The sequence below is a fragment of the Amycolatopsis sp. WAC 04169 genome (assembly GCF_003947535.1).
Taxonomy (GTDB): Bacteria; Actinomycetota; Actinomycetes; order Mycobacteriales; family Pseudonocardiaceae; genus Amycolatopsis; species Amycolatopsis keratiniphila.
In genome coordinates this window covers 158321-172567 of record NZ_QHJI01000013.1, presented here as the reverse complement: position 1 = coordinate 172567, position 14247 = coordinate 158321, and the positions used below count along the sequence as shown (strand labels likewise).

Annotated in this window: 17 protein-coding genes and 1 tRNA gene; 12 read left to right on the top strand and 6 right to left on the bottom strand. The window is 68.0% G+C overall.

What is annotated here, in order from left to right:
• The first annotated feature begins 168 nt into the window (after positions 1-168).
• Positions 169-735 carry a carboxymuconolactone decarboxylase family protein gene (locus DMC61_RS34095; protein ID WP_016332491.1) on the top strand — a complete coding sequence of 189 codons (567 nt, stop codon included), beginning with the start codon at positions 169-171 and terminating at the stop codon, positions 733-735.
• A 57-nt stretch (positions 736-792) separates the two neighbouring features.
• Here the strand turns inward: DMC61_RS34095 and DMC61_RS34090 are convergent, their stop codons facing one another.
• Positions 793-1731: a sigma-70 family RNA polymerase sigma factor gene (locus tag DMC61_RS34090; RefSeq protein ID WP_125694531.1), complete on the bottom strand. Its 939-nt coding sequence runs from the start codon at positions 1729-1731 to the stop codon at positions 793-795.
• A 45-nt stretch (positions 1732-1776) separates the two neighbouring features.
• On the opposite strand from DMC61_RS34090, the gene dnaG reads away from it, so the two are divergent.
• The 3 genes from dnaG to DMC61_RS34075 are packed head-to-tail and all read left to right on the top strand — an operon-like array spanning position 1777 to position 4976.
• Positions 1777-3681, top strand: coding sequence for a DNA primase (dnaG, locus tag DMC61_RS34085; protein WP_037342879.1), 1905 nt, complete (start codon positions 1777-1779; stop codon positions 3679-3681).
• Between the two features lie 2 nt (positions 3682-3683).
• Entirely contained in the window at positions 3684-4196 is a 513-nt protein-coding gene (locus DMC61_RS34080; RefSeq protein ID WP_125694528.1) for a hypothetical protein, read from the top strand.
• A gap of 15 nt (positions 4197-4211) precedes the next feature.
• Positions 4212-4976 (top strand): trans-aconitate 2-methyltransferase, encoded by a 765-nt coding sequence (locus DMC61_RS34075; protein ID WP_125694526.1) that lies wholly within the window; start codon positions 4212-4214, stop codon positions 4974-4976.
• 12 nt (positions 4977-4988) lie between these two features.
• Here the strand turns inward: DMC61_RS34075 and DMC61_RS34070 are convergent, their stop codons facing one another.
• Positions 4989-5219 carry a hypothetical protein gene (locus tag DMC61_RS34070; RefSeq protein ID WP_228688334.1) on the bottom strand — a complete coding sequence of 77 codons (231 nt, stop codon included), beginning with the start codon at positions 5217-5219 and terminating at the stop codon, positions 4989-4991.
• Positions 5220-5332: 113 nt separating this feature from the next.
• Between DMC61_RS34070 and DMC61_RS34065 the strand changes: the two genes are divergently transcribed.
• The 5 genes from DMC61_RS34065 to DMC61_RS34045 all read left to right on the top strand — a co-directional run bounded on the left by DMC61_RS34065 (position 5333) and on the right by DMC61_RS34045 (position 9212).
• Positions 5333-5405, top strand: a tRNA-Asn gene (locus tag DMC61_RS34065).
• 72 nt (positions 5406-5477) lie between these two features.
• Entirely contained in the window at positions 5478-5723 is a 246-nt protein-coding gene (locus DMC61_RS34060) for a hypothetical protein (RefSeq protein ID WP_125694524.1), read from the top strand.
• A 194-nt stretch (positions 5724-5917) separates the two neighbouring features.
• Positions 5918-6439, top strand: a complete 522-nt coding sequence (locus DMC61_RS34055; RefSeq protein WP_125694522.1) for an RICIN domain-containing protein — start codon at positions 5918-5920, stop codon at positions 6437-6439.
• Positions 6440-6471: 32 nt separating this feature from the next.
• On the top strand, positions 6472-8445 hold the full coding sequence (locus DMC61_RS34050) for a HEAT repeat domain-containing protein (protein WP_125694520.1): 1974 nt from the start codon (positions 6472-6474) through the stop codon (positions 8443-8445).
• Positions 8442-9212 carry a tyrosine-protein phosphatase gene (locus DMC61_RS34045; RefSeq protein WP_125694518.1) on the top strand — a complete coding sequence of 257 codons (771 nt, stop codon included), beginning with the start codon at positions 8442-8444 and terminating at the stop codon, positions 9210-9212. Before DMC61_RS34050 ends, DMC61_RS34045 begins: the two co-directional genes overlap by 4 nt.
• A 17-nt stretch (positions 9213-9229) precedes the next feature.
• On the opposite strand, the gene DMC61_RS34040 is transcribed toward DMC61_RS34045, so the two are convergent.
• On the bottom strand, positions 9230-9856 hold the full coding sequence (locus DMC61_RS34040; RefSeq protein ID WP_125694516.1) for a helix-turn-helix domain-containing protein: 627 nt from the start codon (positions 9854-9856) through the stop codon (positions 9230-9232).
• 66 nt (positions 9857-9922) lie between these two features.
• On the opposite strand from DMC61_RS34040, the gene DMC61_RS34035 reads away from it, so the two are divergent.
• Positions 9923-10804 (top strand): alpha/beta fold hydrolase, encoded by an 882-nt coding sequence (locus DMC61_RS34035; protein WP_125694514.1) that lies wholly within the window; start codon positions 9923-9925, stop codon positions 10802-10804.
• Here DMC61_RS34035 and DMC61_RS34030 read toward each other — a convergent pair.
• The gene (locus tag DMC61_RS34030; protein ID WP_125694512.1) at positions 10801-11169 is read right to left on the bottom strand and encodes a VOC family protein; all 369 of its coding nucleotides are present in this window, start codon (positions 11167-11169) and stop codon (positions 10801-10803) included. The two genes, DMC61_RS34035 and DMC61_RS34030, sit on opposite strands and share 4 nt — an antisense overlap.
• A gap of 114 nt (positions 11170-11283) precedes the next feature.
• Between DMC61_RS34030 and DMC61_RS34025 the strand changes: the two genes are divergently transcribed.
• Entirely contained in the window at positions 11284-11676 is a 393-nt protein-coding gene (locus DMC61_RS34025) for a hypothetical protein (protein ID WP_125694510.1), read from the top strand.
• On the opposite strand, the gene DMC61_RS34020 is transcribed toward DMC61_RS34025, so the two are convergent.
• Positions 11666-12481 carry a serine hydrolase gene (locus DMC61_RS34020; protein WP_125694508.1) on the bottom strand — a complete coding sequence of 272 codons (816 nt, stop codon included), beginning with the start codon at positions 12479-12481 and terminating at the stop codon, positions 11666-11668. The two genes, DMC61_RS34025 and DMC61_RS34020, sit on opposite strands and share 11 nt — an antisense overlap.
• Before the next feature lie 79 nt (positions 12482-12560).
• On the bottom strand, positions 12561-13190 hold the full coding sequence (locus DMC61_RS34015) for a helix-turn-helix domain-containing protein (RefSeq protein WP_125694506.1): 630 nt from the start codon (positions 13188-13190) through the stop codon (positions 12561-12563).
• 151 nt (positions 13191-13341) lie between these two features.
• Between DMC61_RS34015 and DMC61_RS34010 the strand changes: the two genes are divergently transcribed.
• Positions 13342-14220, top strand: coding sequence for a VCBS repeat-containing protein (locus DMC61_RS34010; RefSeq protein ID WP_125694504.1), 879 nt, complete (start codon positions 13342-13344; stop codon positions 14218-14220).
• The last annotated feature ends 27 nt before the right edge of the window (positions 14221-14247 follow it).

Here is a 14247-nt window from a genome sequence, read left to right as displayed (position 1 = left end):
AGGAAAAGTGCCGGCTCACCAGCGTAGCGTCGATGATCGACTGACGGTTCCGGCGAAAAGGCGAAAAGACTTCCCTCCTGCCGCGTGGCGCACGTCACCGACAGTGCTGTCACGTCCGCGCGGGCCGCCTCGTCCAGTCGGTGAACGCACTCGCACGAGGAGGACACCATGCCGCGCATTCCCGCCGTGAAGACCGCCGAAGCCGGCTTCCTGCTGAAGCTGTTCTACAAGTTCGCAGGCAAGCGTTTCGGCGCCGTGCCCGAGCCGATGGCCGTCTACGCGCACCACCCGGCCCTGCTGCGGGCGAACGGCATGCACGAGATGATGGCGGAGAAGGCCAGCAAGACACTGCCGTCGAACGTGCGCGAGCTGGCCGTGTACCGCGTCGCGACCCAGCTCGGCTGCTCGTGGTGCATCGACTTCGGGACCATGCTGCAACTGCACGAGGGTCTCGACATCGAACGGCTGAAGAACATCGACGACTACGCGAAGTCGCCCGCCTTCACCCACCAGGAACGGCTCGCGCTCGCGTACGCCGACGCGATGACCGCGAGCCCCGTGACCGCCACCGACGAGCAGGTCGCCGAACTGGAACGCGAATTCGGCCGCAAGGGCGTCATCGAGCTGACCTACCAGATCGGCCTCGAGAACATGCGGGCCCGGATGAACAGCGCGCTGGACATCACCGCGCAGGGCTTCACCTCGGGCGATGCCTGCAAGATCCCGCTTCCCTGAGATTCCCGCGTTTAGTCCTCTGAATGCGCCCAGGCGCATTCAGAGGACTAAACGCGGTCAGAGGCCGGCGCGAGTCCGCGCGGTCGTGAGCTTGTCCGGGTTCGCCATGTCGTAGATCGCCACGATCTTCCCGTCGCGGATGACGAACGCGTCGACGTGCTCGTCCAGCGCCCGGTACCGCTCGGAACCGGGCTGCGGCGGCAGATAGACACCGAGGTCGCCATTGACCAGCGCGAGCCTCGCCTTTTCCATCCCCGCCGGGTCGTACATCCGCATGAGGCCCTGGAACAGCCGGGTGACCTTGTCGAACCCCGCGACCGTGTGCACCGCGGTGCGCGCCTTGCCGCCGCCGTCGCCGACGAGGACGACGTCGGGATGCAGGACCTCCGCCACCGCCTGGATGTCCCCGGTGAGCATCGCCGTCATGAACTTCTCGATGATCTGCTGCTGCTCGGCCAGCGCCGTCCGCGGCGGCGGATCGGCGTCGGCGACCGCGCGCCTGCCACGGGAACCGTGCTGGCGCGCGGCGTCCGTCGTGCAGCCGAGAATCTCGGCGATCTCGCCGAACGGCACCGAAAACGCGTCGTGCAGGACGAACGCGACCCGCTGCTCCGGCGTCAGCCGGTCGAGGACCACCATCGCGGCCATGCGCATGCCGTCGTCGCGGACGGCGACGGCCAGCGGGTCCTCCGACGGAGGGGAGCCCAGCGGGCCGAGGACCGGTTCGGGCAGCCATTCCCCGACGTACCGTTCGCGGCGCACCACCGCCGACCGCAGCCGGTCGAGGCAGATCCGGCTGACGACGGTGGTCAGCCAGCCCTTGTGGTCTTCGATGGCCGCGCGGCGGCGTTCGTCCATGCCGCTCAGGCGCAGCCACGACTCCTGGACCGCGTCCTCGGCGTCGGACAGCGTGCCGGTGAGCCGGTAGGCGACCGACACCAGGTGGGACCGCAGCGCGGCGAAGTTCCCGGCGAGTTCGTCCAGGGCGGTGCTCATTCCCCGAGTGTGCCGCACAGCGCTCGGGGAGCGGGAACTAGAGTGATGAGCGTGGCAGGACGGATTCGGGAGAGCGACATCGCGGAGGTGCGCGAGCGCAACCGGATCGACGAGGTCATCGGTGATTACGTGGCCCTCCGCAGCGCGGGCGGGGGCAGCCTGAAAGGGCTTTGCCCGTTCCACAACGAGAAGACCCCGTCGTTCAACGTGCGCCCCACTCACGGCACCTTCCACTGCTTCGGCTGTGGCGAAGGCGGTGACGTGATCAAGTTCATCCAGAAGATGGACCTGATCTCGTTCGTCGAGGCCGTCGAGCGGCTCGCGGATCGCGTGGGTTTCCGGCTGACCTACGAGGGCGGCGGCGGAAGCGTCCAGCGTGATCGCGGCACCCGCGCCCGGCTGATCGAGGCACACCGCGCGGCCCAGGAGTTCTACGCCGAGCAGCTGCTCACCCCGGACGCGCGTGCGGCGCGGGACTTCCTGTCCGAGCGGGGTTTCGACGCCGCCGCCGCGCAGACGTTCGGCTGCGGGTACGCGCCGGCGGGCTGGGACAAGCTCACCAAACATCTGCTCAACCGCGGGTTCGAGGTCAAGGAACTGCTCACGGCCGGGCTGGCCAAGGAGGGGCAGCGCGGGCCGATGGATCGGTTCAACCGGCGGCTGCTGTGGCCCATCCGCGACGTCGGCAACGAGGTGGTCGGGTTCGGGGCGCGGCGCCTGTACGACGACGACCGCGTCTCGGCGAAGTACCTGAACACCGCGGAATCGCCGATCTACAAGAAGTCGCAGGTGATGTTCGGCCTCGACCTGGCCAAACGCGAGATCGCGAAGCGTCACCAGGTCGTCGTCGTCGAGGGCTACACCGACGTGATGGCGATGCACGCCGCCGGGGTCCCGACGGCCGTCGCGTCGTCGGGGACGGCGTTCGGCGAGGACCATATGAAGGTCCTCCGGCGGCTGATGATGGACGACGACGCCTTCCGCGGCGAAGTGATCTTCACCTTCGACGGTGACGAAGCCGGTCAGAAGGCGGCGTTGAAGGCTTTCGAAGGCGACCAGACCTTCGCCGGGCAGACCTACATCGCGGTCGCCCCCGACGGCATGGACCCGTGCGAACTGCGGCTCGCGAAGGGCGACACCGCGGTGCGCGACCTGGTCGCGCGGCGGATCCCGCTGTTCGAGTTCGCGATCAAGAGCATGCTCAAGGCCTTCGACCTCGACTCCGTCGACGGCCAGGTCGCCGCGCTGCAGAAGACCGTCCCGCTGGTGGCGGGGATCAAGGACCGTGCCAGCCGGGACGGCTACGCGTCGAAACTCGCCTGGTGGGTGGGCTGGCAGGACGCGGCGCAGGTGGTGAACCGGGTGCGCGGCAGTGCCGGGGCGGCGGCGAAACGCTCCGCCACCGTCGAGGTCCGGCGGCCCGCCGCCGCGGCCACCGCCACCGCCGAAGAGGACCTGCCCCGCCCCGCGCCCGGCGACCCGCGGTTCATCGCGCAGCGCGAGGCGCTCAAGGCGGCCCTGCAGCAGCCGATGCTCGCCGGAGCCGAGTACGACGCGCTGCCGGAGGACGCGTTCACCCATCCGGTTTACGTCGCCATCCACAAGGCGCTGCTGTCCGCCGGGGGAGCGGGCTCCGGGCTGACCGGGCCCGCGCTGCTCGACGCGGCCGCCCCGCACTGCCCGCAGGGCACGGTGCGGCGGGTGCTGAGCGAGCTTTCGGTGGAACCGTTGCGCGCCAAGGGCGAAGTCGACTCGCGCTACATCTCCGCGCAGCTCGCGGCGGTGCAGGAAAGTCTGGTCGGCCGCCAGATCAACGAGATCAAGTCGAAGCTCCAGCGGCTTTCCCCGGTCGAGGCGCCGGACGACTACCGCGCGCTGTTCGGCGACCTCGTCGCGCTCGAGCAGTACCGGAAGGCGCTGAAGGAACAGGCCATCGGCGGATTGGACTGAGCATGGGCTGGCTGCGTCACCTGCTGGGTGACCGTGTCCCGGCGGATTTCGACGGCTCGCTGGACGACGGCGAGCACGTCGTCGGGAGCGCGGCGGTCGAAGGCGGCGGATATCTGCTGGTCACGCCGCTGGGACTGTGGATTCCGGGTCCGCGCCGGGTCGGCTGGCATCTGGTCGGCAAGGCGGCGTGGTCCACCGGGGTGCTGACCCTGACCGAGTCCGAGGAGACCGGCATGGCGGGGGACGCCGTGCTGCTGGCCGACAAGACCCCGGTCCGCTTCGAGCTCGCCCGGCCCGGCAAGGTCCCGATCCTCGTGCGGCAGCGGGTCGACGGCTCGGTCCGGGGGCGGTACCGCAAGGACCTCGGGACCGGAGGAGCGTGGTTCGTCGAGCGCAAGGTCCCCGGTCAGGACGGCACGGTGCTGCAGGTGCGGCCCGATCCGGGCACCGACGTCGACCTGGTCAAGGCGATCGCCGAGGAAGCGGCCAGGAAGCTGGCGAAGCCGAACAGCTAGCAGTACGCTCGTACTGTGTGGGATCCGGTCAAGTACCTCGACTACGCCGACCTGCGGGCCCGGCCGTTCCACGACCTCGTCGGGCGGATACCGGCCGAGGCGCCCCGCCGCGTCGTCGACCTCGGCTGCGGTCCCGGGAATCTGACCGCCGGCCTGGCGGAACGCTGGCCGGACGCGATCATCGAGGCGAGCGACAGTTCACCCGAAATGGTCGAAGCCGCGCGGTCACGAGGTGTCGACGCGCGAGTGCTGGACGTCAACGACTGGGTGCCCGAGCCGGACACCGACGTGGTCATCTCGAACGCCGTGCTCCAGTGGGTCCCTGAACACCGTGACCTGCTCCGCCGCTGGGTGGACCTCCTGCCGTCCGGGGCGACCCTCGCGTTCCAGGTCCCCGGCAACTTCGACGCCCCGTCGCACGCCCTGACCCGCGCCCTCGCGCGCACCGACGAGTGGGCTCCGCGCCTCGCCGGCGTCGTCCTGCGGGAGAACGAGGCCGTCGACAGCCCGCTCGGCTACGGGACCCTGCTCGCCGACGCGGGCTGCGCCGTCGACGCCTGGGAGACGACGTACCTGCAGCGGCTGTCCGGGGAAGACGCCGTGCTCGAATGGATCACCGGCACCGCGCTGCGGCCGGTCAAGGAGGCCCTGCACGGGGAAGACTGGGACCGCTTCCGCGCGCAGCTCGCCCGCAGGCTGGACGAGGCCTACCCGCCGCGCCCCGACGGGACCACCTGGTTCGAGTTCCGGCGGATCTTCGTGGTCGCCGTCGTGGCCTGACGCGGCGAAGGGTCAGCGCTGAGGCCGCCCGAACCGCTCGCCGACCTTGGCGCGAGCGACCCCGGCGGCGCCCTGCACCATGGGGTGGTCGGCGACCTTGCGGTAGGTCCGCACGATCTGCTCGTACCGCCCGCGGCCGGCCTTCGCGCCCAGTACGTAGCCCGCGGCCGCACCCAGCAGGAACATCTTCATCCGAGTCCACGCCTCCCGTTCGATCTTGCTCCGGCTGTCATTGTCCCTCAAAACGCGAGCTTGACGAGGTGATGTCGAAAGTGGGGGGTGGGTGCACGGCCGCCGGAGGGCATGGGCTAAAGTTCTCTCATCGGTCGGAGCGATCCGGCTGGTGCGGAGCACAATCCCCTGTAGCTCAACTGGCAGAGCATTCGGCTGTTAACCGGAGGGTTCTTGGTTCGAGTCCAAGCGGGGGAGCACAAGGCCCAGGTCATCGACCTGGGCCTTCTTCGTGTCCGGACCCCCAGGGCCGACTTTGACGACCGTCCAGTGATCGACGTTGTCCTGACCGGGCGCTGCGCGGGCCGTCAACCGTCGCGGCTTCAGCGCCCCGCGCCGCAGGACGAGCCGTACAGCGTCACGGCGGATTGGGAGTACTTCGTGGACAGCTTCTGGACGAGATCGGATGCCGAGCAGTCGTTGTGCTGGAGCAACGACCTGGCTGTCTTCCGACCCTTCATCTGGATCGTGAATCAGTGGAACCGGCCTGTGATGGTGAATAGTTCGGTTGGGTGATGGAGGCCGTGGTCGCCTGGTATCGGCGCCGTCGTCGTGAGACGACAGAGGACACCCGAATGACTGATTCTCTTGGGAACTATCGCTCTTAGCGACTCCGGAAATCAAAATAGGTGCTGCGGGTTTCACAATGGCCGGAAACCGACCCAGTCACCCACCGGAAGGCCCGAAAAGACGTGACCAACCTCCGTGTAATGGCCACTCTCTGCTCGGCAGCGCTGGTCGCCGCCCTGCTGACCACCCAGCCGGCCTCGGCGGCGATCGAGTCGCCCATTGTCAGCGCGCTGAACGGCCAGTGTCTCGACGCACACGGCAACGGGGCCAAGGTCACCCCCAACGGCGCGCCGGCGATCCAGTGGCCCTGCCATGGGGACACCAACCAGCTCTGGCATTTCTCCCAGGACTTCAACCGGGAGAACACCTTCTGGCTCCAGGTCGGAAGCGGGAACTCCAAGTGCCTTGACGTACCCGGCAAGAGCAGCGCGGCCGGGGCCGAACTCCACCTCTGGGATTGCCAATCCGATTCCGGCGGCAGCCAGTTGTGGCAGTTCCGCCACATCCGTTCCGAGAACGGCTGGCACTACCACTACATCCAGAACATACGGTCCGGTAAGTGCCTGGACATCCCTGGTGGCTCCACCCGTAGCGGGGTCCAGCTCATCCAATGGCCGTGCAGCCTCGCGGCGCGCAACCAGGTCTGGCGCAACCGGGCCTGACGCCATCGCGGCTTTTTGTCTAGGGTCGCGGTATGGGGGACACGGTGGACGATGTGGACTGGTCGCGGCTCGAGCACAATTACGGCAACGCGGCGGATGTCCCGGCGTTGCTTCGCGGCTGTGCGAGCCCGAATGTGAAGACGGCGTCGAACTCGCTTTTCGACCTGTCGAACAAGCTTTTCCATCAGGGCGGATGGGTGTGCTCGGCGGCGTCGGCCGCGCTGCCCGGTCTGGCCGATCTCGCCGGTGATCCGGCCGTCCACGGGCGGCACGAGGTGGTTGAGCTGATCAGCTGGCTGGCGGGTGAGGCGGTCGAGGTTTCCGAGCGGTTCGTCGACGCTGGTTGGCGGCCTGCGCTGGACAGGGTGAGACCACGACTGCTTGCGTTGCTGGACGACGCGGATCCGGCCGTTCGGCGGGCGGCGATCTCGCTCGTCGCTGACGGTATCCGTCATCCGGAGTCGATCGTGATGCTGCGTCGCCGGTGGACGGTGGAGACCGATCGCACGATCCGGATCGATCTCGTGGGCGCGTTGGGCGTGGTGTTCGCCTGGTCGCAGGACGAGGAATCAGGCGAGTGCCTGCACGCGCTGGTGACCGATGACGACCCACTGACCGGACTGGCCGCCGTGCACGCCTTGGCCGTGTCCGATCCCGCTGTCGCGACGGACAAGGTCGGCCTGCTCATCTCCGGGGTGTTGAACGCTGATACCGCGCAGTACCAGGATTCCGAATGGGTCGGCCACGGCCCGGAGGCTCTCGTCCACAAGACCGGGAGTTTGCTGCTCGGCGACCCGGGCGCGGCCACCGCGTTCGCACTCGGCGTCGCTCGTTCCGGCGACGCGGCGAAGCGAGTCGCCGCGCTCAGGCATGTTCAACAGGTGCTATCCCTGTGGCGCACCACCACCGAAGAGTTGCTTCCCCTGCTGGCCGCGCACCTAGACGACGAATCACCCGAAGCGCGTTACCGGGCGGCTGCCCTGCTCGCCTGCGTGGGCGAAAGGGGAGCGCCGTACGCCGAGCAGTTGATCGCCCGCACCTTCGACCACGCGGCGCGTGCCCCTCGTACTGCGACGACCGTGGGCGATGCCGCGGTGTGGGCATTGGCGAGGCAGCATCATCCAGGCTGTGTGCCGGGACTGGTGAAACGGCTGTGCCGTAGCAGCCTCGGGTTCAGCCCTGCGGGCTCCTACTACGACAGGACCAATCCGATATTGGATCAGCCGTCGATCGGCGAGGTACTGATCCCCTTGCGTGGACACGTCGATGCCCTTCTGGACGCCGTCATCGGCCGGCTGGCCAAAGCCCGCCGTGACTCCATACTCGCGCTGAACCTGTGCCAGGTGATCGCGGCATGGGGGCCGAGCGCGGCCGCCGCCTTACCTGTCGTCATCCGATTCCTTGACGACGAGCAGGTCCGGCCCGCGGCCGCGAAAGCGATCGGTGCCATGGGGCCCGCCGGTGTCGGCGCGGTGGACGCGTTGCGTCGCCACGCGAGCGAACCGGCCGTGGCATGGGCGTTGTGGCGCACCGGCGCCGATCCCGAAACGGCCGTCGCCGTCTTGACAGACCTCGTAGCCAGGCCCGGTCTCTGGCACACGACGATCGCGCTGCTGGCCGACCTCGGTCCACAAGCCGCATCGTGCGTGGACGAGCTTCGTTCCCTGAGCTGTTCCGCCGACGACTGGACTCGCACCGAAGCCGCCTACGCCTTGGCACGGATCACCGGCGATCCGACCGAGCCTGTGACCATCCTGACCGACTTGGCCTACCCGCTCGCGCACGGCGACTGCCTGCCTGTCCGAATCGCCGCGCTGCGCCACCTCGCTGACCTCGAAGCGACCGACGATCGAGTGCGCGAGCTGGCACAGGCCGTAGTCGACAGCGAACGGCGGCTCGCTTATTTCGGCGGATGGCACACCTTCTCCGAAGACGAACAGGCCTACACCGCCGCGACCGCACTGCTGGCCGACGACTCCAGTGAGGACGGAGCATCCGAACGATGAGCACGAGCAGGGCAGTGACCTGGGAAGGCTTCTTCAACACCAGGGACCTCGGCGGACTGCCCACCACGTCCGGCGACACGACCGGCTATGGAGCCTTCTTCAGGGCGGCGGACCTTCGTTTCGTCACCGAGACAGGCTGGGCCCAAGCGCGTGAGTCCGGCGTCCGCACGGTTATCGACCTCCGCAACGCGGACGAGATCCGGCCTGCTGAAACTCCGTTGACGGCACAGGCGGGCTCGGCACAATTCGCTGCCGCCCCAAAAGGCCCTGCCATACCGACCGGCGTCGACCGGCTCGAAGTCCCGCTCGACGACATCGACGACATCGAGTTCTGGCAGCACGTCAACCGTGAGCGGCTCAACGGCACGCCGCTCTACTATCCCGTCTTCCTCCAGCGGAAGGCCGAGCGTTGTGCAGCCGTCATCAAGGCGATGGCCAATGCCGATCCCGGCGGGATTCTGTTCCACTGTGGCGCCGGCCGAGACCGAACCGGGGTGATCGCGCTTCTGTTGCTTGCGCTGGCCGATGTCGAACCCCAGGCGATCGCCGCGGACTACGCCCTGTCCGCCGAAGCCCTTAGGGCCCTCTTCGCCGCGATGGGAACTGCCGACCAAGAGCCGCTGATCCAGGCTGTCCTCGCGGACCGGGGCACCACGGTCGAAGAGGCCGTCATGGCGACCCTCGAAGGCTTCGATGTCGAGCAGTACTTGCGCACAGCCGGCGTTACCAGCAGGGAACTCGACGACGTTCGCAGCAGACTCTCTTGAGACTGGTCGCCGCCCGCTCAGGCGGCGAAGACGGTGCGGACGACGGACTCGTCCCCGTCGATCTCGACGAGCCCGAGCGCGCGGGCGTCTTCGAGGGTGAGGGCACCGGCGGCGAGGCCGAGGACGCAGGCGGGGACGGCGCGAACGGTGGCGTCGAGTTCGCGGCCGTCGTGCGGATCTACCTCGAAGCCGGAGCGTGTCGCGCGGAGCTGGTAGGGCGGGCCGCCGATCTCGAGGCCGATCGTCATCGCGGAGCGGACCTTCACCCGGGCGCCGAGCAAGGCGGGGACGGCGAGTGCGAGCCACTCCGGCCGGAACGAGTCGTCGCCGGGCCCTCGGGTCATCAGCGGGGTGGACCAGCGGATCAGGCTCTCGATCGGCTCGCGAAGTTCGGCGCCCCATGGCGTGAGGGCGTACTCGACCACGCTGCCCGAGCCGGCCAGCCGCCGCTCGACCACGCCCCAGGTCTCCAGATCACGGAGCCGGTCGGCGAGCAGGTTGGTTGCGATGCCGGGCAGGCCGTCGAGCAGCCCCCGGTAGCGGGCGGGACCGATGAGGAGCTGCCGGACGATGAGCAGATTCCACCGATCGCCCACGACTTCGAGGGAACGGGCGAGCCCGCAGTACTGGCCGTAGCTCCGCATGGAATCCCTCAACTTGTTTTTCTCAAGTGCGCGTGGCAAGCTCAAGTCTACCGGAGAGGGGTCGCCATGTCGGATGTCACCGCGAACGTGAGGCCCTCCTGGGTCGACGACGACTTGTTCCCGTTCGAGAGCCGTTTCGTCGACATCGACGGGAACACCGTGCATTACGTCGACGAGGGATCAGGCCCCACGCTTCTGTTCCTGCACGGCAACCCGACCTGGTCGTTCCTCTGGCGCGACGTGATCCGCGCGCTGCGTAAAGACTTCCGGTGCGTCGCCCTCGACTACCCGGGCTTCGGTCTGTCGACACCGAAGCCCGGATACCGCTACTGGCCCGAGGAACACGCCGACGTGGTCACCGCCTTCGTCGACGCGCTCGGCCTGGAGGACGTCACTCTGGTCGGCCAGGATTGGGGCGGTCTGATCGGCCTGGCCACCGTGCAGCGGCGGCCGGACGTCTTCACCCGGCTGATGCTCGCAGACACCTGGGCATGGCCGGTCAACGGCGTCTTCCACTTCGAGTACTTTTCCCGGATCTTCGGCGGCCCGCCCGGCCGTTTTCTGGCCAGGCGGCTGAACTTCGTCGTCAACGTGTTCGTCCCCTTGGGGCATCGGCGACGCAAGCCGACGGCACTCGAAATGACCCATTACCGGCGGCCCATGGACAACCCCGAGCGACGCCGGGCCTCCGCCATGTTCCCGCACCGGGTCCTCGCCAGCCGCGCCTTCTTCGCCGAGATCGAGGCCGGGCTTCCGGGTATCGCCCACTTCCCGACGCTGATTGTGTGGGGCGACAAGGACATCGCTTTCCGCCCCCAGGAACGTGAACGACTGGAAGCCACCTTCCCCGACCACACGACCGTGATCGTCGAAGGCGCCGGCACCTACGTGGAATCCGACGCGCCCGAGGAGTTCGTCACCGCGTTCCGCGATTGGGTGGCGTCTTAGGCGCGGTCGTGGAGGGTGATCCGGTAACCGTCGGGATCGGCGAAGGTGAAAGTCCGCCCGAAGGGGCCGTCGATCGGCGCGGAGACGATGGTGTGCCCGTCGGCGACGAGGGAGTCGTGAATGGCCTGGACGTCCGTGGCGTGCAGCCAGATCGCGGCGCCGATGCCGGGCTGTGGGACGGAGTCGAGGTCGGTGCCGGGAATGACCTCGCGGAGCGCGAAAGCGATCGGCTTCGTCTCGAAGACGACGGCATGCGGAGGTCCGGCCGGTGAGCGGACGAGGCCGAGGTACTGCTCGTAGAACGCCTGCGAAGCGTCGAGGTCGCGCGCTTGCAGCGAGATGAAGTCCGGGCCGGTGGCGGGCAAGGGCATGCTCCTTTTCGTCGTGTCAGCATCCTGACATAGGCGAGAGTATGTCAGGATGCTGACACGAGTCAAGGTGGTTGACCTCCAGTCGGGTCCAGGTTCAAGGATGGAGGCATGACACTCGAAGCGGACGAAATGCTCCTGTTCCGGAACACCATGCGGATCACCGACGGCCACCTGGAGGAGTTCACCGCCGCGGTCCGCGAAGCCATCGACTTCGTCGAGCGCAACGCGCCGCAGGTGATGGTGCAGACCTTCGTGGACGCCGACCGGATGCTGGCCTACAGCTACCAGATGTACGCGGACTCGGCCGCGGTCCTCGAGCACTGGCGGATTTCCGAGGATCAGATCAACGCCGTGTCGGCGCATTGCACGGTGGTGGACTTCCAGGTGCACGGCTCGCCGGACGAGCGGGTGCTCGCGGGAATGCGCGGCATGATCGACGACGGCACCGCCGTCGTCACGCCGCGCATCGCGGGTTTCGTGCGCGCCGCGGTCAGCCCTTGAAATAGCCCTTGAACAGGATCTCGCTGATCTTGGTGGTGGTCTCCTGGCCGGTTTCGTAGCCGTTCTGGATGACCTTGGTGTTGTTCATCAGCGCGAGGGTGTACCGCTCGTGCGGCCCGACGAAGCCGACCGAGTTCATGATCCAGGAGCCGTCGTCGTTGTCGTCGGACCAGCCGTTCTTGTTGCCGGGGCGGGCGGCGGGCCCGGCGCCCCAGACGCCCCACTGCTGGTTGGCGTCGACGGTGCGCATCTCGTGGACGATGTAGTCGCGGTGATGGCGGGGCAGCTTCGTCAGGACGTAGTTGACGAGCCGGTCCAGGTCGTTCGCGGTGGTCAGGATCCAGCCCCAGTGATGCGGGTGCTGGTCGGTGAACCGCATGTCGGTCATCCCGTAGGACGGGAAGCGCTTCGCGAACTCGGCCTCTCCGCCGTAGCGGGTCCACAGGGTGTGGGCGGCGGCGTCGTCGCTGGAGTCGAGCATGCGGCGCATCAGCTCCCGGTCCTCCGCGGTCAGCTGGACGGCGCCGGAGTCGTTGCGCAGCAACAGGTCGACGACCATGGCCAGCTTCGGCGTGGAGCAGGCCCAGATGAGGGTCCCGGCGTCCGCGCTCCGGTAGACGGCGCCGGTCCAGCGGTCCCGCAGGACGATCCCGGTGTCACCGGGCCTGCTGTCGGCATAGGCCTGGGCGCGCGCGATGCGGGCTTCGAGCTCCCGGCCGAAGCGGGTCGTCGCGCCGGCGGGCGTGGCAGGTGTCAAGGCGAGCATCACCAGTATCGCGGTCAGGATGGCGGAAAATCTCTTCATGCGTTCCCCAGGTCGTCTAGTGGTTCTTCCTGAGGTGCAAGACGTTCGCGGGGCGGCGAAGGTTGTCATGGGCAGGCACTCAAAGGGACATCGGCGACACGGGGTCGGCCTTGCGCACCAGCGCCGCGCCGAGGGTGCGGGCGGCGCGGGCGACGGTGTCGGACAACGCGGCGAGTGGCTGCGGCGGCGCGAGCACGGCCGCGATCGAACCGACCGCCCGGCCGGTCGGCAACGTGATGGCCGCTTCGACGGCGACGAGTTCGTGTTCCGCCTGCCATACGGGGCAGAAGCGGCCGATGCGTTGCGGCACGGTGGATCCTGGGCGGAAAAGGCGGTGATCCTCCGGCCGGGCGAGGCTGGCGGCGGCGATCAGGATGTGCCCGTCGCAGGGCACGGCGAGCACCGAACTGGCTCGCGTGGCCGCGGTCAGGCGCCGGAGCTCGCCGCGGGCCAGCTCCAGCAGGCGCGGATAGGGTTGCCACGATTGGCCGAGCCGGAATGCCTGCGCGCCGACGCGATAGCGGCTTTCGCTGCGCTGGACAACCTCCAGTGCGGTCAATTGCTCGAGTAATCGATGTGCCGTCGCTTTCGGTATCGAGCACGAATTCGCCAGCTGGGTCAATCCCGCTTCACCTTGATGCCGTACCAAGGCATCCAATAGGGTGAAAGCACCTTCGAGGACGCTTCTCGGTCTTCTCTTGGTCTCCATTGAAATCCCCTCGCGCGGTCCACTGGACGGAAACCTTGCTGACAAGGCCATCCCGTCGGTGTCAGGGTGGAACGGTCCCGGTGCGTATCTTCGGTCAAAAAGCGCGAACTGGGAAGAGTGCATCCACCGAACGGAAAGAGGTTCGAGCAAAATGCGAAGATCCATTCGGCTGGGGACGGCGTTGGCCGGTCTGCTCGCCGGTCTGCTCGTGGCGCCCGGGGCGGCGGCGGACGAAGGCGATTTCCGTATCGCCGCCTCGCCCTCGTCGCAGAAGACCGCCGCGGACTTCGACGGCGACGGGTTCGCCGACAAGGCGGTTTGGCGCCCTGGCAACGGTGTCTGGTATGTGATCCGCAGCAGCAACGGCAGCGTGGTGTCGCAGCAGTGGGGCGTCTCGGGCGATGTTCCGGTCGCCGCCGACTACGACGGTGACCACCGCGCCGACTTCGCCGTTTGGCGGCCGGGCAACGGTATTTGGTACATCATCCAGAGCAGCAACGGCGCGGTGGTGACCCAGCAGTGGGGTGTGGCCGGCGACGTTCCGCTGACCGGCGATTTCAATGGTGACGGCCGCTCCGATTTCGCCGTCTGGCGGCCGAGTAATGGGACCTGGTACGTGCTGGGTATCGCCACCGTGCAATGGGGCGTGGCCGGTGACGTTCCGGTCGCGGGGGATTTCAACGCGGACGGACGCGCCGACTTCACCGTTTGGCGGCCGAGTGACGGCGTCTGGTACGTACGGGGAATCGCGACCCAGCAATGGGGCGTCTCGGGCGACATTCCGGTGGCGGGTGATTTCAACGCGGACGGCCGGTCCGATTTCGCCGTTTGGCGGCCGGGTAACGGCGTCTGGTACGTGCTCGGTATCGCGACCCAGCAATGGGGTGTGGCGGGTGACGTGCCCATGGGAGGCGACTTCGGCGGCGACCCGCGGGCGGACTTCGTGGTGTGGCGCCCGTCGAACGGGACCTGGTACGGCCTGAACCTGTTCACCACCCAATGGGGGACAGCGGGCGACATCCCGGTCTGACCGAGCTGCCACTCGATCAGGTGACGC